Source organism: Streptomyces sp. NPDC034099, assembly GCF_055575415.1.
Genome location: NZ_JBVISR010000004.1, coordinates 43,851 through 60,169 on the forward strand (window position 1 = coordinate 43,851; position 16,319 = coordinate 60,169).

A 16,319-nucleotide genomic window follows, 5' to 3' on the forward strand; every position below is an offset into this window, starting at 1 on the left:
TCCAGGCTCACCCCCGGAGGGCTACGCCTCCTTGCTCAGGTTCGGACCCGCGCCGCCACCGGCCGCCTGCTCGATCGGCGGGACGTCGGGGAGGGCCGACTTCTCCTCACCCCGGAAGGTGAAGGTCTTGGCGTCGCCCTCGCCCTCGGTGTCCACGACCACGATGTGACCGGGACGCAGCTCGCCGAAGAGGATCTTCTCCGACAGCGTGTCCTCGACCTCGCGCTGGATCGTGCGACGCAGCGGACGCGCGCCCAGCACCGGGTCGTAACCCTTCTTGGACAGCAGCTCCTTCGCGGACTGGGACAGCTCGATGCCCATGTCCCGGTCCTTGAGGCGCTCGTCCACCTTCTGGATCATCAGGTCGACGATCCGCAGGATGTCCTCCTGGCTGAGCTGCGGGAAGACGACCACGTCGTCGACACGGTTGAGGAACTCGGGCCGGAAGTGCTGCTTCAGCTCGTCCTGGACCTTGTTCTTCATGCGCTCGTAGTTGGACTTCGTGTCACCCGCGGCGGCGAAGCCGAGGTTGAAGCCCTTGGAGATGTCCCGGGTGCCGAGGTTGGTCGTCATGATGATGACCGTGTTCTTGAAGTCCACGACCCGGCCCTGGGAGTCGGTCAGGCGACCGTCCTCCAGGATCTGCAGCAGCGAGTTGAAGATGTCCGGGTGGGCCTTCTCGACCTCGTCGAAGAGGACGACCGAGAACGGCTTGCGGCGGACCTTCTCGGTCAGCTGGCCGCCCTCCTCGTAGCCCACGTAGCCGGGGGGCGAACCGAAGAGGCGCGAGACCGTGTGCTTCTCGCTGAACTCCGACATGTCGAGGGAGATCAGCGCGTCCTCGTCACCGAAGAGGAACTCCGCCAGCGCCTTGGACAGCTCGGTCTTACCGACACCGGACGGGCCGGCGAAGATGAACGAGCCACCGGGACGCTTCGGGTCCTTCAGACCGGCCCGGGTACGACGGATCGCCTTGGACAGCGCCTTGACGGCGTCGACCTGGCCGATGACCCGCTTGTGGAGCTCGTCCTCCATGCGCAGCAGGCGGGACGACTCCTCCTCCGTGAGCTTGAAGACCGGGATGCCCGTCGCCGTGGCGAGGACCTCGGCGATCAGCTCGCCGTCGACCTCGGCGACGACGTCCATGTCGCCGGCCTTCCACTCCTTCTCCCGCTTGGCCTTGGCGGCCAGCAGCTGCTTCTCCTTGTCGCGCAGGGAAGCGGCCTTCTCGAAGTCCTGCGAGTCGATCGCGGACTCCTTGTCGCGGCGGACACCGGCGATCTTCTCGTCGAACTCGCGCAGGTCCGGCGGCGCGGTCATCCGGCGGATGCGCATCCGGGAACCGGCCTCGTCGATCAGGTCGATCGCCTTGTCCGGCAGGAAGCGGTCCGAGATGTAGCGGTCGGCGAGCGTCGCCGCCTGGACCAGGGCCTCGTCCGTGATGGAGACGCGGTGGTGGGCCTCATAGCGGTCGCGCAGACCCTTGAGGATCTCGATCGTGTGCGGCAGCGACGGCTCCGCGACCTGGATCGGCTGGAAGCGGCGCTCGAGGGCCGCGTCCTTCTCCAGGTGCTTGCGGTACTCGTCCAGCGTGGTCGCACCGATGGTCTGCAGCTCACCGCGGGCCAGCATCGGCTTGAGGATGCTCGCGGCGTCGATGGCGCCCTCGGCGGCACCCGCACCGACCAGCGTGTGCAGCTCGTCGATGAACAGGATGATGTCGCCGCGGGTGCGGATCTCCTTGAGCACCTTCTTCAGGCGCTCCTCGAAGTCACCGCGGTAGCGGGAGCCGGCGACCAGGGCGCCGAGGTCCAGGGTGTAGAGGTGCTTGTCCTTGAGGGTCTCGGGCACCTCGCCCTTGACGATGGCCTGCGCGAGGCCCTCGACGACGGCGGTCTTGCCGACGCCGGGCTCACCGATCAGCACCGGGTTGTTCTTCGTACGGCGGGACAGCACCTGCATGACCCGCTCGATCTCCTTCTCGCGCCCGATGACCGGGTCGAGCTTGGACTCACGAGCGGCCTGGGTGAGGTTCCGGCCGAACTGGTCGAGGACCAGGGACGTGGAGGGGGTGCCCTCCGCAGGACCGCCGGCGGTGGCGGTCTCCTTGCCCTGGTAACCGGAGAGCAGCTGGATGACCTGCTGCCGCACCCGGTTCAGATCTGCGCCCAGCTTGACCAGGACCTGGGCGGCGACGCCCTCGCCCTCACGGATCAGGCCGAGCAGGATGTGCTCCGTGCCGATGTAGTTGTGACCCAGCTGGAGGGCCTCGCGGAGCGACAGCTCCAGAACCTTCTTGGCACGGGGGGTGAAGGGGATGTGGCCGGACGGGGCCTGCTGGCCCTGGCCGATGATCTCCTCCACCTGCTGGCGGACCGCCTCGAGCGAAATCCCGAGGCTCTCAAGGGCCTTGGCGGCGACACCCTCACCCTCGTGGATCAGGCCCAGGAGGATGTGCTCGGTGCCGATGTAGTTGTGGTTGAGCATCCGGGCTTCTTCCTGAGCCAGGACGACAACCCGCCGCGCGCGGTCGGTGAACCTCTCGAACATCGTTAATCGCTCCTCAGAGCGGTCAGGCAGTGGGGGGAACTTCCCCTCCCTGTCCTTCCGCAGCTTAGTCCCGCAAGCGGGGACCGCTCATTCCAACTGCCGACACCGTCGATGGCCTCCTGACCCCTGACGCCGACATCTGCCACAACCCGATGGTGCGAGACGATGTTCCCGCAGGCCAGGCACTTACCCCACTCGCCAGTACGCCGATGGCGAACGCGAGACGGCCCGATCTGCATGTCGCCCCCTCCCACTAGGGATGTCTTACCCGCTGGGACGGACACTCCATGCCGCGCACACCGGTTCCCTCCGCTACGGGCGAACAACCTTGCGCCTCCCCGCACCCCCGCACGCCCCCTCTTGCCACCCTCGCCCAGTACTCTGCGCATTCGAATTGACACCCAGCGTAACCCGATGGCTCTTCGGACGGTTGCACTTGGCATGGTTGGCGCCTCGCACCCGGTCTCCGTCGCTCCCGCGTCCCCCGTTGTGCCGTCGCCCCGCCGGCCCACCGGGAGCGGTGTCTCGGCACGGGAGCGGGTGCGGTGGTGGTACGAGAGCGCGCTCGGGTGGCCGACGGCGCCCGGGGAGCCGGTGCGGCTGCGCACGGGCGTCCGCTTCGACGTTCTCGACGTGCCGGCCGACGCGGGGTACGCGACGCTGGAGCGGCTGGACCGGATGGACCGGATGGCGTGCGCCGACCGGTCCGGACAGGCCGGTGCGGGTGCGCCGGTGCCGGGTTTCCCGGTGGCCGTCCAAGGCGGGCGGATGCTGCTGCTCGTGGCGGCGGGTGCCGCGGAGGAGCTGCCCGGGCTGCTGGAGTGGCTGGAGTGGGGTTCGCTGGCGCTCGACCTGACGGCGGTCGGGGCGGGCGGCGTCATGGACGCGCCCCCGGTCCCGGAGTCCGGCCCGGCCGGGCTGCCGCCGCGTCCCCCGGAGCGCGACGGCCTGCACGGGGCCGCCGTATGGCTGCGGCCCCCGGAGCCGGGACGCGAGGTGGAGTCCTCGCTGCCGGCGCTGTCGGTCCCCGGACGTGCCGGGACCGTTCTCGATCTCGCCCGGCTGGTCCACACGCTGGCCACGCAGTGCCACCGCGTCCGGCTCACCGCGAGCGGCCCGCCGCGGACGCGGCCCGTGGCGCGGGTCGGGTGATCAGCCGTTGGCCTGCTCGTACGCCTCGCGGACCTTCGCGGGGACACGACCGCGGTCGTTGACGTCCCAGCCGTTCTCCTTCGCCCAGGCGCGGATCGCCGCGGTGTCCTGGCTGCCGCCGGAAGCGGCGCGCGCCTTGCCGCGACCGCCCGAGGCACGGCCACCGGTACGGCGGCCACCCTTCAGGTACGGGTCGAGGAGACCGCGGAGCTTGTCCGCGTTGGCGGTGGTGAGGTCGATCTCGTAGGTCTTGCCGTCCAGTGCGAACGTCACGGTCTCGTCTGCCTCGCCGCCGTCGAGGTCATCGACAAGAAGGACCTGAACCTTCTGTGCCACCGGATTTCCTTTCATCGATAACTTGAGGGCCGGGAGTCCGCCGGCGTCCGCCGTATCGCCGTCCCTTGTTATATGCAGTACTGCAGTACGCCGGAAAGCAAACCGCTTTTGCCGGAAAAACACAAACCCCCGGCGGAGACCGGTAGCCCCACTCAGGGCCGGAAACATGCGCGTTTCGGACATAGGGAACCCGTGAAGGGCATGTCGGTGGAATAAACCTCGAAGGACCGTGGACGCCCGGCGCTGCCCGGCGATCACAGATGCAGAAGCATCCGGCTGTTGCCCAAGGTGTTCGGTTTCACTCGTTCGAGCCCCAGGAACTCCGCAACACCCTCGTCATAGGAACGCAGCAGCTCCGCGTACACATCGGTGTCGACCGGTGTCTCCCCGATCTCCACGAAGCCGTGCTTGCCGAAGAAGTCCACTTCGAAGGTCAGACAGAAAACGCGGCGAACACCGAGCCAGCGCGCCGTGTCCAGCAACTTCTCCAGCAGCTTGTGGCCGACGCCCGCGCCCTTCAGACCGGGCTTCACGGCGAGAGTGCGCACTTCCGCGAGGTCTTCCCACATCACGTGCAGCGCGCCGCAGCCGACCACCTCGGCGTTGTCGTCCCGTTCCGCGACCCAGAACTCCTGGATGCTCTCGTAAAGCGTCACCATCGCTTTGTCGAGCAGGATGCGGTCACGGACGTACGCGTCGAGGAGCCGGCGTACGTCGGGGACATCGCTGGTGCGGGCCCGCCGGACGCTGATGGCATTTGGCATGGGGCGACGCTATCGCTCGCCGCCGTCCGGTACCGCGCCGGGTCCCGGCGCGGGGGTTTCCGGTCCCTGCACGATGCGGATGGCGTCTGCGAGTGCCCGGCGCTGTTCCTCGCTCATCATGCCGAAGAAGGCGACGAGGGCCGCGGCCGGGTTGTCGCTCTGGGACCAGGCGTCGTTCATGAGGGCGGCGGCGTAGGCGGCGCGAGTGGAGACCGCCTCATATCGATAGGCCCGGCCTTCGGACTCGCGGCGCACCCAGCCCTTCTGATGGAGATTGTCCAAAACGGTCATCACGGTGGTGTAGGCGATGGACCGTTCCTGTTGGAGGTCTTCCAGGACTTCTCGAACGGTCACGGGGCGGTTCCACTTCCACACCCTCGTCATGACCGCGTCTTCGAGTTCTCCCAATGGGCGAGGCACGCTTCGAACGATAGTGGGAGATCGGGACGATCGCGTGCCGACGTGCGCTTCCGCCGGAAAACGGGCACGAAAGGGGCGTACGGCTCCTGGAGTGGGAGCCGTACGGGGGTCGGGCCGTCGGGGTGTGGGCCGGTCAGGCCTTGGGCTGCGGGGACGCCTGCCGGGTGCCCTCCGCCCGCGCGAGGGCGGCGTCGACGACCGCGTCCTCCTTGGCCTTGTTGGCGCCGCCCTGGGTCTTCACGATCACCCGGATCACGCCGATGAAGAAGACGGCCATCACGGCCGGGGGCAGGAGCGCGGAGACGTAGTCCATGGGACCAGGGTAGCCAGGCGTCGTCAGCCCGCCGCGAGGTGGTGCCGGGAGCCCGGGGCGGGGGGCGCCGGCGGGGCGGGCTTGCGGCGGGGGAAGACCTCGCCGGGGGTGGGGACGGGGCGCTTGGGGGTGGCCGGGGCGGGCTGGGGGGAGGCCGGCTTCGGGGCGGGCTTCTGCGCGGGGTCCTTGTCCGGCTGCCGGCCGCCGGGGAGGGCGTGGAGGCGGGTGCGCGCGGCGGGGAGCGTGACTGTGGACGTCGTGGACGTCGTGGATGTCGTCGTGGCCGCGGTGGGCGTCTCGGGGCGGCAGCGGGCCAGGAGGGCGGCCGCGGCCGGGTTGCCGCGCAGCGCGCCCAGGGCGGCGAGATCGTCCGCGCCGGGGCGGTGACCGGCGCCCAGCGCCTCGTCCAGGAGCGCGAGGTAGCCGGTGGCGGTGCCGGGGAGGGCGGCGCGGTACCGGGCCAGGTCGGCCACCAGGAAGGCGCGCAGTCTGGCCCCCTCCCGCATCGCCTCGTCGAGCGACTCTGCGAGTTGGAGGCAGTCCTGGGCCTCCTGGGCCGAGACCGGGCTGGGGTTCAGGGCGAGGGCGAGGGCTCGCCGGAGCACGCGCAGCTCCTGAGCACCGAACGCCATGCCGCCGCGGGGTCCGTAGGGCGTGGGCATGCGGCGACGATACGCGCTAATCAGACAAACCCCGCATAGGGGGCGTGGGTGTGGCGTGCGCGCCCACCCGGATGCGGGTGCCTGCGGCGCCTGCGCGGGACGGGTGGGGGTGCGCGCAGCGCCTCGGGTTCGGTGTGGCTGCGGGCAGTCGCGCCTCCCCCAGGGCCTGAACGGCCTGGGAGGTGCCCCGGCGGCGCCGGGCCGCGTCACCACCCCGCGCGCCCACACCCACGCCGGGGCGCGCCTACATGCGGGACACGTTCCGCTCGTACACCAGCCGCAGCCCCATCAGCGTCAGCCACGGCTCGTGCTCGTCGATGACCGAGGACTCGCCCAGCACCATCGGCGCCAGTCCGCCCGTCGCGATGACCGTCACGTCGTCCGGGTCGTCGGCCAGCTCGCGGGCCATGCGGTTGACGACGCCGTCCACCTGGCCGGCGAAGCCGTACACGATGCCGGACTGCATCGCCTCGACCGTGTTCTTGCCGATCACGCTCCGCGGCCGGGCCACCTCGATCTTGCGGAGCTGGGCGCCCTTGACGCCGAGCGCCTCGACCGAGATCTCGATGCCGGGGGCGATGACGCCGCCGATGTACTCTCCGCGCGCGCTGACCGCGTCGAACGTCGTCGCCGTGCCGAAGTCCACGACGATCGCCGGGCCGCCGTACAGCTCGACCGCGGCGACCGCGTTGATGATGCGGTCGGCGCCGACCTCCTTGGGGTGGTCGGTGAGGATCGGGACGCCGGTCTTGACGCCCGGTTCGACCAGGACCGCGGGGACGTCGCCGTAGTAGCGGCGGGTGACCTCGCGCAGTTCGTGCAGGACAGAGGGGACCGTCGCGCAGATGGCGATGCCGTCGATGCCGTCGCCCAGTTCGTCGCCGAGCAGCGGGTGCATGCCCATCAGGCCCTGGAGGAGGACCGCCAGCTCGTCGGCCGTGCGGCGCGAGTCCGTGGAGATGCGCCAGTGCTCGACGATGTCCTCGCCGTCGAAGAGGCCGAGGACGGTGTGCGTGTTGCCTACGTCGATCGTCAGCAGCATGGCGTCTACTCCGCCGCTCGCAGGTCCAGGCCGATGTCCAGGATCGGGGAGCTGTGGGTGAGGGCGCCCACGGCCAGGTAGTCGACGCCCGTGGCCGCGTACGCCTTGGCGTTGGTGAGGGTCAGGCGGCCCGAGGCCTCCAGCGCGGCGCGGCCGGCGACCAGGGCGACCGCCTCCTCGCACTCGTCCGGGGTGAAGTTGTCCAGGAGGATCAGGTTGGCGCCCGCGTCCAGGACCTCGCGGAGCTGGTGCAGGGTGTCGACCTCGACCTCGATGGGCACGTCGGGGAAGCTCTCGCGCACGGCGTTGAAGGCCTCGGCGACGCCGCCCGCGGCGACCACGTGGTTGTCCTTGACGAGGGCCGCGTCCGAGAGGGACATGCGGTGGTTGACGCCGCCGCCGCAGCGGACCGCGAACTTCTCCAGGCCGCGCAGCCCGGGAGTGGTCTTGCGGGTGTCGCGGACCCTGGTCTTCGTGCCGTCCAGGGCGTCCGCCCACGCGCGCGTGGCCGACGCGATGCCCGACATGCGGCACAGGAGGTTCAGCGCGCTGCGTTCGGCGGTCAGGATGTCGCGGGTGCGGGTGGTGACGGACAGGAGCTTCTGGCCCTCCTCCACGCGGTCGCCGTCCTCGACGTGGCGCTCCACCTCGAACTCGTCCGTGCAGACGATCGACAGCACCGCCTCGGCGACCCGGAGACCGGCCACGACGCCCGCCTCGCGTGCGGTGAAGTCGGCGGTCGCCACGGCGTCCTCGGGAATGGTCGCGACGGTCGTCACGTCCACGCCGCCCGCCAGGTCCTCCTGGATGGCGACGTTCGCGATGTCCTCGACCTCGACCGGGTCGAGTCCGGAGTCCAGCAGGAGCGCCGCGAGGGCCGGGTCGAGCCCGCACTCCATGTAGGTGTCTTCTTCGGTGTCCGCGCCGCAGGCACAGCCGTCGCCGCAGCCCCCGGTGGAGGCGAGGGGGAGTTCGTTGGGGTCGGAGGGGTTCACTGGGTCACTGCTCCTGGGGACGGTGCGTCGGCTGGGCGCCGTGGACGGTCGGGGGGAATTCTGGCGTGTCCGTGGTGTGCACGGCGAGGGTGCGGTCCGGGTTCAGCCGTACGACGATGTGGCGGCGCCACGTCGTGTCGTCGCGGTCCGCGTGGTCCTCGCGCCAGTGGCAGCCGCGGGTCTCCTCGCGCCGTGCCGCCGCGGCCACCAGGACCCGGGCCACGCACAGGAGGTTGGTGGCCTCCCAGGTGTCGACGCCCGGCTCGGACGTCTTGCCGTTCTCCTGCAGGGCCTCGCGGGCCTCGGTGTGCAGGCCGTGCAGCAGGTCGGCCGCGCGCGTGAGGGAGTCGTCCGAGCGCAGGATGCCGGCGCCCTCCGTCATGATCCGCTGGATGGCGAGGCGGGCCTCGGGCGGGAGGAGGGGGTGTTCCGGGTGGTACGGGTGCGGGAGGGGGGCGGGTACGCGCGCGTGGAGGGTGCCCTCGGAGTGGCCGGCCGCTACGTCGGCGGCGATGCGTTCTGCGTAGACGAGGCCTTCCAGGAGGGAGTTGGAGGCCAGGCGGTTGGCGCCGTGCACCCCGGTGCAGGCGGCCTCGCCGCACGCGTACAGGCCGGGGACCGTCGTACGGCCGTGGTCGTCGGTGCGGACGCCGCCCGAGGCGTGGTGGGCGGCCGGCGCGACGGGGATCGGCTCCGTGACCGGGTCGATGCCGTGGGCGCGGCAGGCGGCGAGGATCGTCGGGAAGCGGCGCTCCCACATGTCGGCGCCGAAGTGGCGCGCGTCCAGGTACACGTGCTCGGTGCCCTGCTCCTGCATGCGGCGCGTGATGCCCTTGGCGACGACGTCGCGGGGGGCGAGTTCGGCGAGTTCGTGCTGTCCCAGCATGAAGCGCACGCCGTCCGCGTCCACCAGGTGGGCGCCCTCGCCGCGCACCGCCTCGGAGACCAGGGGCTGCTGGCCCTCGGCGTCCGGGCCCAGGAAGAGGACCGTGGGGTGGAACTGCACGAACTCGAGGTCGCTGACCTCGGCACCCGCGCGGAGGGCGAGGGCCACGCCGTCGCCCGTGGAGACGGCGGGGTTCGTGGTCGCCGAGAAGACCTGGCCCATGCCGCCGGTGGCGAGGACGACAGCGGGAGCGTGGACCGCCCCGACGCCGTCGTGCTGACCCTCGCCCATGACGTGCAGGGTGACGCCGGCGGTGCGGCCGTCGGCGTCCATGAGGAGGTCGAGGACGAGGGCGTTCTCGATCGTGCGCAGCCCGCGCGCGCGTACCGCCTCCACCAGGGCGCGGGAGATCTCGGCGCCGGTGGCGTCGCCTCCCGCGTGGGCGATGCGGCGGCGGTGGTGGCCGCCCTCGCGGGTGAGCGCCAGGCCGCCCTCGGTGGACTCGTCGAAGTGCGCGCCGGTCTCGATGAGCCGGCGTACGGCGTCGGGGCCCTCGGTGACCAGGATGCGGACCGCTTCCGCGTCGCACAGACCGGCGCCGGCGACCAGGGTGTCGTCCAGGTGCTGCTCGGGGGTGTCACCCTCGCCGAGGGCCGCGGCGACGCCGCCCTGCGCCCAGCGGGTGGAGCCGTCGTCCAGGCGGGCCTTGGTGACGACCACGGTCCGCAGACCGGCGGCCTCGCAGCGCAGGGCCGCGGTGAGGCCCGCGACGCCGGAGCCGACGACCACCACGTCGGCGGCGATGGCCCAGCCGGGCGCGGGGGCGTGCAGTCGTATGCCTGTGCTGGTCACGAGGCGGCTCCGAGGGGTCCGAAGGTGAGGTGGACGTTGTCGATCAGGCGGGTCGCGCCGACCCGGGCGGCGACGGCGAGAACGGCCTCGCCGGTGTGGTCGTCGCCGATCTCGGTGAAGTCGGCGGGGTCGACCAGGGCGAGGTAGTCCAGCTCCAGGGGCGGGGTGGCGCGGGCGGCGTCGTCCAGCACCAGGCGGGCGGCGTCCCGGACGGCCGTGGCGCTGCCGGGCGCGGACGTGGCGACGGCGTGCGCGTCGGCCGCCGCGCGGGACTCGCCCAGGGCGCCCAGCGCCTCTGCACGTGCCCGGGTGGCGGGCACTTCGCGGGCCCGCGCGCGGAGCGCCTCCTGGGCGGCGTGCCGGTCCTGGCCGGCGAAGAGCGCCTGCGAGAGGGCGAGGGCGGTACGGCGTTCCGCCGTCGAGAGGTAGCGGTTGCGGCTGGACAGGGCCAGGCCGTCCTCCTCGCGCACGGTGGGGACGCCGACGATCTCCACGCCGAAGTTCAGGTCGCGGACCATGCGGCGGATCAGCGCGAGCTGCTGGGCGTCCTTCTGGCCGTAGAGGGCGAGGTCGGGGCGGGTGAGGTGGAGCAGCTTGGCGACGACGGTGAGCATGCCGTCGAAGTGGCCGGGGCGGGAGGCGCCCTCCAGGCGTTCTCCCATGGGTCCCGCGGTGATGCGCACCTGGGGCTCGCCGCCCGGGTAGACCTCGTCGACCGCGGGGGCGAAGACGGCGTCGGCGCCCGCCCGCCCGGCGATCTCGACGTCCGCGTCCAGGGTGCGCGGGTAGCGGTCGAGGTCCTCGCCGGCGCCGAACTGGAGGGGGTTCACGAAGACCGTGACGACGACCTCGCCGTCGGGGCCCGCGAGGTCGCGCGCCGTGCGGATCAGGGTGGCGTGGCCCTCGTGCAGGGCGCCCATGGTCATCACGACGGCCCGGCGGCCGCGCCGTACGCGCGCGTGCAGCTCGTCGGCGGTGCGGAGCAGGTCGGGCGGGGTGGTGGTCATCGGGCGCCTCCGTCGGTGCCTTCGGGGCCCTCGGGGCCGGGGGTTCCGTCGGGGCCTTCGGTGCCGGGGTTTCCGTCGGGGCCTTCGGTGCCGGGGTTTCCGTCCGGGGCATGCCCGCCGGTGGCTCCGGTGCCGCTGGTGGCTCCCGTGGCTCCGTCGGCGAGTACCCCGAGCAGGTCCTCGGCGAGTTCGGCCTTCAGCAGCCCGTGGTCCAGGGCGCGGTCGGCGGTCGCGCGGGCCATCGCCAGGTAGCCGGCGACGGCCTGGGGGGCGTGCGCGCGCAGCTCCACGATGTGCGCGGCGACCGTGCCCGCGTCCCCGCGCGCGACGGGGCCGGTGAGGGCCGCGTCGCCGGAGCGCAGGGCGTTGTCGAGGGAGGCGCCGAGCAGCGGGCCGAGCATCCGGTCGGGGGCCGCCACGCCGGCCGTGCGCAGCAGCTCCATGGACTGGGCGACCAGGGTGATCAGGTGGTTGGAGCCCAGGGCCAGCGCCGCGTGGTAGAGCGGGCGCCGGTCCTCGGCGATCCACTCCGGCTCGCCGCCCATCTCGATGACCAGGGCCTCGGCGGCCAGCCGCAGCTCCTCGGGCGCGGTGACGCCGAAGGAGCAGCCGGCCAGGCGCTGGACGTCCACCGGGGTGCCGGTGAAGGTCATCGCCGGGTGCAGGGCCAGCGGCAGGGCGCCGGCGCGCAGCGCGGGATCCAGGACCCTCGCGCCGTACCGCCCGGACGTGTGCACCAGCAGCTGGCCCGGACGGACCGCCCCGGTCTCGGCGAGCCCGGTCACCAGGCCGGGCAGGGCGTCGTCGGGGACGGTCAGCAGGACCAGTTCGGCGCGCTGGAGGACCTCCGCGGGCGTCGTGAGCGGCACGTCGGGCAGGAGGGCGGCGGCACGCCTCCTGGAGGCGTCGGAGACCCCGGAGACGGCCACCGGGCGGTGCCCGGCGAGCTGGAGGGACGCGGCCAGGGCCGGGCCCACCCGTCCGGCGCCGACGACGCCTACGGTGAGCCGCGCGGGGCGGTCCTTGGGGTCTGGCTGTGGGGTTGTGTTCACGCGACGGCGGCCTTCCCGTTCCAGTCCGCTCGGGGTACCGGACGATTTCTCGTCATGTTAACGCGATCGGTCCGGGCGACGTCCGGTTGTCCACAGGCTGTGGGTTTCCGTGCGGTGCCGGGGCGCACATCGCGGCCGCGTGTCGGAACCTGTGGAGAAACCGGGGTGTCCGGCGGGCGGTCCGCGCGACATGATCCCGGCATGAGCGACACGGCAGAGCAAGACGAACAGGCGGAACCGGCGGAGCCGGAGGCACGGCGGAACGAGCGCGGCCGGGAGCGGCGCGTGGCCGCCCTGCGCGGTGCGCGGCGCGTACTCGCCCGCCCGGGCTTCATCACGACCCTGCGCGAGCGCCTCGCCCTGCTGGACGGGGCGGAAGAGCTGTACGACCTCGACGAGCCGTCCGACCTCTACGGCAACGGCATCGTGGCGGCCCTGGAGGAGAGGACCGCCGCCCTGCTCGGCACCGAGGCCGCCGCCTTCTTCCCGACCGGGACCATGGCCCAGCAGGTGGCCCTGCGCTGCTGGGCGGGCCGCACCGGCAACCCGGTCGTCGCCCTGCACGGGCTCGGCCATCCCGAGGTGCACGAGCGCGACGCCTTCAGCCGGGTCGGCGGCCTGCGTCCGGTACGGCTGACCGACGCGCCGCGGCAGCCGACCGCCGACGAGGTGCGCGACTTCGAGGAGCCGTTCGGGGCGCTGATGCTGGAACTGCCGCTCAGGGAGGCCGGGTATCTGCTGCCCACCTGGGAGGAGCTCACCGAGGTCGTCGAGGCCGCCCGGGAGCGCGACGCGGTGGTGCACTTCGACGGGGCACGCCTGTGGGAGTGCACCGTCCACTTCGGCCGCCCCCTGACCGAGATCGCGGGCCTGGCGGACAGCGTGTACGTCTCGTTCTACAAGTCCCTCAAGGGCTACGGCGGCGCTGCCCTGGCCGGTCCCCGGACGCTGGTCGAGGAGGCGAAGGCCTGGCGGCACCGGTACGGCGGCCAGGTCTTCCAGCAGTTCCCCACGGTGCTGTCCGCCCTGGCCGGCCTGGAGCGCGAGCTTCCCCGGCTGCCCGCGTACGTGGCCCACGCGCGCGTGGTGGCGGCCGCGCTGCGCGAGGCACTGGCGGCGACCGGGCTGCCGTGGGCGCGGGTGCACCCGGAGGTGCCGCACACGCACGAGTTCCAGGTCTGGCTGCCCTGCGACCCCGAGGTGGCCGGTGAGACCGCGCTGCGGCAGGCCGAGGAGACCGGGACGATGCTGTTCTCCCAGCCCTGGAACGCGGCCGGTCCCGGGATCGCCCTCACCGAGGTCTCGGTGGGCGAGTCGGGCCTGGAGTGGACGGCCGACGACGTGCGGGCCGCCGTCGACGACTTCGCCGCCCGGCTGACGGCCTGACGCGGGACGCCCGGCCGGTCAGCCCAGGGCGCGCGGCCACAGGGACCACCACCGGCGCAGGGCCCGCCGTACCCGGCCCCGCGCGGGGCGGCCGGCGAGCACGGCCCGGAACCGGCGGCGGTCGCGCCACTCGCGCACGACCCGCCGGTCGTGGGTGCCGGGCGCGGGCGGCGCGGGCTCGCCGAGCTGCCGGGCACGGTAGGTGTCGAGCAGGTACTGCTGCGTGATGCTCATGGCGGATCGCCTTCGGCGTCGAGACGCGAACGTCGGGAACGTGAGGGAGGGAGGGGCACCGCGGCTGCCCCGATGACCCCAGACTGCTCCGGTCCGCGCGCGCGGTCGCGCCGATTGACGGCGGCGGTCAATCGGCGGCCGCGTTGTCGGTGGCGGCGTGCACCATGGGGGCATGAGCGTGCGCATCGACATCACGGGGCTGCGGCCGGAGAGGGTCGCCGTCGTGCCCTCCCCGCTGGCCGAGCTGGGCATGGCGCTGCACGCGCTGTCCGAGCCGGGGCACCACCCCGGGTTGCAGGGCTGGGCGACCGGTGTGACGGCCCGGCTCGACTCGCATCTGGCCGACCGGATGTGCGAGGCCGACTTCCTGTGGCGGACGACCTTCTCGGACCTGTTCATGCCGTTCGCCGGGGTGCCGGGCCGCAGCACCCTGCCCGGCGCCACCCTCGCCGAGGACCTGGACCTGCTCGACAAGCTGTCCGACGAGCAGTTCGTCGACGCGGCCCTGGAGTTCACCTGCGCGCTGCCGTACAGCACCGGTGGGGTCTCGGCGCTGGACGACCTGGAGGTGCGCCGGCGCGCGCTGGACCTGGCCGCCGCGCGGGGACCGCAGCAGCTGCGTTTCAGCGAGCGGCTGCTGGCCGATCCGCCGCGGATCCGGGACTGGCTGCGGCAGTTCGCGCGGGACTGCGACGACGCGTTCTTCGCGGAGGCCTGGTCCCGGCTGCGCCACCAGCTCGCGGCGGACGCCCGTCACAAGACGGATCTGCTGCGCCACAAGGGCCTCGCCGAGGCGCTGGCCGCCGTGTCCCCGGCGGTGACGCTGGACGAGGGCGCCGCGCGGATCATCGTCGACAAGCTGGGCGACGGGCGTTCGGCGACGGCGGACGGCGGCCTGCTGCTGGTCCCGACCAGCCTGGGCTGGCCGCACCTGATGGTCCTGCACCGGCACGACTGGCAGCCGGTGCTGCACTACCCGGTGGGCTCCCCCGAGCTGGCCTCGCCGCCCTCGGTCGAGCAGCTCACCCTGCGGATGACCGCGCTGTCCCACCCGGTGCGGATGCGGATCTGCCGGCACCTGGCCCGCAGCGCGTACACCACGAGCGAGCTGGCTCAGGCGCACGGCATGACGGCCCCGGAGATATCCCGGCACCTGGGCGTGCTGAAGAAGGCCGGACTGATCACCACCCGGCGCCGCGGCCGGTACGTCCTGCACCAGCTGGACGTCACGGTGGTGGCCCGTCTGGGCAGCGACTTCCTGGAGGGGATTTTGCGCTAGGGGGTGCGTCGGCCGACCCGGACGGTGCCGTCAGTCGAGCCGGATGTGCCGGATGCCGACCCCCGCCTGCCGCATCCGGGTGCGCAGCGTGCCCTCGTGGTTGGGCTTCAGGGTGAGGCCCGCGAGGACGGCGATGCGGTCGGCGGTCTTCGGGACGGTCGTGTGGTCCGTCCACAGGTGCTCGGCGAACTCCGGCTCGGCCAGCCGCTCCAGGCAGTGGTCGAGCTGTCGCACGGCCCAGTTCTCCCGGCGCGGCCTCCCCGTCACGTACCGCAGGGACTGTCCGAGGCGGCGCTCACGCAGCCGCCCCAGGACGGTCTCGCGTTCGGCGAGGAGGGTGAAGTGGTGGACGTCGTGGCCCAGTTCGCGCAGCCGGCCGACGGTCTCGGCGAAGTACCCGGAGTCGGTGACCGTCATGGGCACGATGACGACGCCGTCGTGTCCGGTGAGGGCCAGGTCCAGCACCTCCACGACCCCCTGCCGCCAGGAGACCAGGTCCTGGAAGTCCTGCCGCAGTTCGGGCGGCAGCATGCGGCGCAGACCGAAACCGGCGTGCTCGGGGTCGCAGACGACGCTGCCGGGCAGTCGGCGCCGTATCTCGTGCGCGGTCTGCGTTTTCCCGCCCCCGAAAGGGCCGTTGATCCACAGAAGCATGCGCAGACCCTACCGACGCGCAGCCCTCCGCACAGGCCGGCCCGTCAGCCCTGTCTGCCGCCGGCCCGCACCAGCCCGGTCTCGTAGGCGAGGACCACCACCTGCACGCGGTCGCGCAGGCCCAGCTTCGTCAGGATGCGGCCCACGTGCGTCTTGACGGTCGCCTCCGACAGCACGAGCCGCGCCGCGATCTCGCCGTTGGACATGCCCTGGGCCACCAGCACCATCACCTCGCGCTCCCGCTCGGTGAGCCGCTGGAGCTCCTTCTGCCGGGGCTCCTGTCCGGTGGCCGGCAGCATCGGCGCGAACCGGTCCAGGAGCCGCCGGGTGGTGGAGGGCGCGACCACCGCGTCGCCGCTGTGCACGGAGCGGATCGCGGCGAGCAGCTCGCCGGGCGGCACGTCCTTGAGCATGAAGCCGGAAGCGCCCGCCTTCAGCGCCGAGAACGCGTACTCGTCGAGGTCGAAGGTGGTCAGGATCAGCACCTTCGGCGCGTCCGGGTCCACGCAGATCCGGCTGGTGGTCTCCACGCCGTCGAGCTTGGGCATGCGGACGTCCATCAGGACGACGTCCACGGCGGTCGAGCGCAGCACCTGGAGCGCCTCGACGCCGTCGCCCGCCTCCGCGACGACCTCCATGTCCGGCTGGGCCGCCAGCACCATCCGGAACCCGGTGCGCAGCAGCACCTGGTCGTCGACGAGCATCACGCGGATCGCCATCGGGGCCTCATCTTCC

At 72.5% G+C, this 16,319-nt stretch carries 17 protein-coding genes; 3 read left to right on the plus strand and 14 right to left on the minus strand.

Annotated features, from left to right (window positions below):
- Window positions 1-21: 21 nt before the first annotated feature.
- Window positions 22-2,550 carry an ATP-dependent Clp protease ATP-binding subunit gene (locus ACZ56V_RS12510; protein ID WP_052843546.1) on the minus strand — a complete coding sequence of 843 codons (2,529 nt, stop codon included), beginning with the start codon at window positions 2,548-2,550 and terminating at the stop codon, window positions 22-24.
- A 441-nt stretch (window positions 2,551-2,991) separates the two neighbouring features.
- Between ACZ56V_RS12510 and ACZ56V_RS12515 the strand changes: the two genes are divergently transcribed.
- On the plus strand, window positions 2,992-3,702 hold the full coding sequence (locus tag ACZ56V_RS12515; protein WP_468941728.1) for an SCO3374 family protein: 711 nt from the start codon (window positions 2,992-2,994) through the stop codon (window positions 3,700-3,702).
- On the opposite strand, the gene ACZ56V_RS12520 is transcribed toward ACZ56V_RS12515, so the two are convergent.
- The 10 genes from ACZ56V_RS12520 to ACZ56V_RS12565 all read right to left on the minus strand — a co-directional run bounded on the left by ACZ56V_RS12520 (window position 3,703) and on the right by ACZ56V_RS12565 (window position 12,031).
- Complete coding sequence (locus tag ACZ56V_RS12520) at window positions 3,703-4,038, minus strand: histone-like nucleoid-structuring protein Lsr2 (RefSeq protein WP_003975458.1); 336 nt, start codon at window positions 4,036-4,038, stop codon at window positions 3,703-3,705. It lies immediately after the preceding gene.
- Between the two features lie 254 nt (window positions 4,039-4,292).
- Window positions 4,293-4,802 carry an amino-acid N-acetyltransferase gene (locus tag ACZ56V_RS12525; protein ID WP_030404798.1) on the minus strand — a complete coding sequence of 170 codons (510 nt, stop codon included), beginning with the start codon at window positions 4,800-4,802 and terminating at the stop codon, window positions 4,293-4,295.
- Between the two features lie 9 nt (window positions 4,803-4,811).
- Entirely contained in the window at window positions 4,812-5,210 is a 399-nt protein-coding gene (locus tag ACZ56V_RS12530; RefSeq protein ID WP_356370563.1) for a BlaI/MecI/CopY family transcriptional regulator, read from the minus strand.
- Between the two features lie 145 nt (window positions 5,211-5,355).
- Window positions 5,356-5,535, minus strand: coding sequence for a hypothetical protein (locus tag ACZ56V_RS12535; protein ID WP_104632024.1), 180 nt, complete (start codon window positions 5,533-5,535; stop codon window positions 5,356-5,358).
- Between the two features lie 23 nt (window positions 5,536-5,558).
- The gene (locus ACZ56V_RS12540) at window positions 5,559-6,197 is read right to left on the minus strand and encodes a hypothetical protein (RefSeq protein ID WP_398918291.1); all 639 of its coding nucleotides are present in this window, start codon (window positions 6,195-6,197) and stop codon (window positions 5,559-5,561) included.
- Window positions 6,198-6,441: 244 nt separating this feature from the next.
- On the minus strand, window positions 6,442-7,239 hold the full coding sequence (locus ACZ56V_RS12545) for a type III pantothenate kinase (RefSeq protein WP_003975453.1): 798 nt from the start codon (window positions 7,237-7,239) through the stop codon (window positions 6,442-6,444).
- A gap of 5 nt (window positions 7,240-7,244) precedes the next feature.
- Window positions 7,245-8,234 carry a carboxylating nicotinate-nucleotide diphosphorylase gene (gene nadC, locus ACZ56V_RS12550; protein WP_468941733.1) on the minus strand — a complete coding sequence of 330 codons (990 nt, stop codon included), beginning with the start codon at window positions 8,232-8,234 and terminating at the stop codon, window positions 7,245-7,247.
- Window positions 8,235-8,238: 4 nt separating this feature from the next.
- Window positions 8,239-9,972: an L-aspartate oxidase gene (locus ACZ56V_RS12555; RefSeq protein ID WP_468941736.1), complete on the minus strand. Its 1,734-nt coding sequence runs from the start codon at window positions 9,970-9,972 to the stop codon at window positions 8,239-8,241.
- On the minus strand, window positions 9,969-10,979 hold the full coding sequence (gene panC / locus ACZ56V_RS12560; RefSeq protein WP_467384688.1) for a pantoate--beta-alanine ligase: 1,011 nt from the start codon (window positions 10,977-10,979) through the stop codon (window positions 9,969-9,971). The genes ACZ56V_RS12555 and panC overlap by 4 nt, the downstream gene beginning before the upstream one ends.
- Entirely contained in the window at window positions 10,976-12,031 is a 1,056-nt protein-coding gene (locus ACZ56V_RS12565) for a Rossmann-like and DUF2520 domain-containing protein (RefSeq protein ID WP_468941739.1), read from the minus strand. Before ACZ56V_RS12565 ends, panC begins: the two co-directional genes overlap by 4 nt.
- A 201-nt stretch (window positions 12,032-12,232) precedes the next feature.
- Here ACZ56V_RS12565 and ACZ56V_RS12570 point away from each other — a divergent pair, with 201 nt between their 5' ends.
- Window positions 12,233-13,417, plus strand: coding sequence for a threonine aldolase family protein (locus ACZ56V_RS12570; protein WP_468941742.1), 1,185 nt, complete (start codon window positions 12,233-12,235; stop codon window positions 13,415-13,417).
- An 18-nt stretch (window positions 13,418-13,435) separates the two neighbouring features.
- On the opposite strand, the gene ACZ56V_RS12575 is transcribed toward ACZ56V_RS12570, so the two are convergent.
- The gene (locus tag ACZ56V_RS12575) at window positions 13,436-13,651 is read right to left on the minus strand and encodes a hypothetical protein (RefSeq protein WP_398918282.1); all 216 of its coding nucleotides are present in this window, start codon (window positions 13,649-13,651) and stop codon (window positions 13,436-13,438) included.
- 172 nt (window positions 13,652-13,823) lie between these two features.
- Here ACZ56V_RS12575 and ACZ56V_RS12580 point away from each other — a divergent pair, with 172 nt between their 5' ends.
- Complete coding sequence (locus ACZ56V_RS12580; RefSeq protein ID WP_468941745.1) at window positions 13,824-14,930, plus strand: DUF5937 family protein; 1,107 nt, start codon at window positions 13,824-13,826, stop codon at window positions 14,928-14,930.
- 30 nt (window positions 14,931-14,960) lie between these two features.
- Here ACZ56V_RS12580 and ACZ56V_RS12585 read toward each other — a convergent pair whose 3' ends face one another.
- Window positions 14,961-15,584, minus strand: coding sequence for an AAA family ATPase (locus ACZ56V_RS12585; RefSeq protein ID WP_468941749.1), 624 nt, complete (start codon window positions 15,582-15,584; stop codon window positions 14,961-14,963).
- Between the two features lie 44 nt (window positions 15,585-15,628).
- Window positions 15,629-16,303, minus strand: a complete 675-nt coding sequence (locus ACZ56V_RS12590; RefSeq protein WP_398918276.1) for a response regulator — start codon at window positions 16,301-16,303, stop codon at window positions 15,629-15,631.
- Window positions 16,304-16,319: the final 16 nt, after the last annotated feature.

Excerpts from the sequence above, each read along its gene's own strand:
- ACZ56V_RS12510 (WP_052843546.1), bottom strand. The coding sequence starts at position 2,550 with ATGTTCGAGAGGTTCACCGACCGCGCGCGGCGGGTTGTCGTCCTGGCT.
- ACZ56V_RS12515 (WP_468941728.1), top strand. The coding sequence starts at position 2,992 with ATGGTTGGCGCCTCGCACCCGGTCTCCGTCGCTCCCGCGTCCCCCGTT.
- ACZ56V_RS12525 (WP_030404798.1), bottom strand. The coding sequence starts at position 4,802 with ATGCCAAATGCCATCAGCGTCCGGCGGGCCCGCACCAGCGATGTCCCC.
- ACZ56V_RS12535 (WP_104632024.1), bottom strand. The coding sequence starts at position 5,535 with ATGGACTACGTCTCCGCGCTCCTGCCCCCGGCCGTGATGGCCGTCTTC.
- ACZ56V_RS12540 (WP_398918291.1), bottom strand. The coding sequence starts at position 6,197 with ATGCCCACGCCCTACGGACCCCGCGGCGGCATGGCGTTCGGTGCTCAG.
- ACZ56V_RS12545 (WP_003975453.1), bottom strand. The coding sequence starts at position 7,239 with ATGCTGCTGACGATCGACGTAGGCAACACGCACACCGTCCTCGGCCTC.
- panC (WP_467384688.1), bottom strand. The coding sequence starts at position 10,979 with ATGACCACCACCCCGCCCGACCTGCTCCGCACCGCCGACGAGCTGCAC.
- ACZ56V_RS12570 (WP_468941742.1), top strand. The coding sequence starts at position 12,233 with ATGAGCGACACGGCAGAGCAAGACGAACAGGCGGAACCGGCGGAGCCG.
- ACZ56V_RS12575 (WP_398918282.1), bottom strand. The coding sequence starts at position 13,651 with ATGAGCATCACGCAGCAGTACCTGCTCGACACCTACCGTGCCCGGCAG.
- ACZ56V_RS12580 (WP_468941745.1), top strand. The coding sequence starts at position 13,824 with ATGAGCGTGCGCATCGACATCACGGGGCTGCGGCCGGAGAGGGTCGCC.
- ACZ56V_RS12585 (WP_468941749.1), bottom strand. The coding sequence starts at position 15,584 with ATGCTTCTGTGGATCAACGGCCCTTTCGGGGGCGGGAAAACGCAGACC.
- ACZ56V_RS12590 (WP_398918276.1), bottom strand. The coding sequence starts at position 16,303 with ATGGCGATCCGCGTGATGCTCGTCGACGACCAGGTGCTGCTGCGCACC.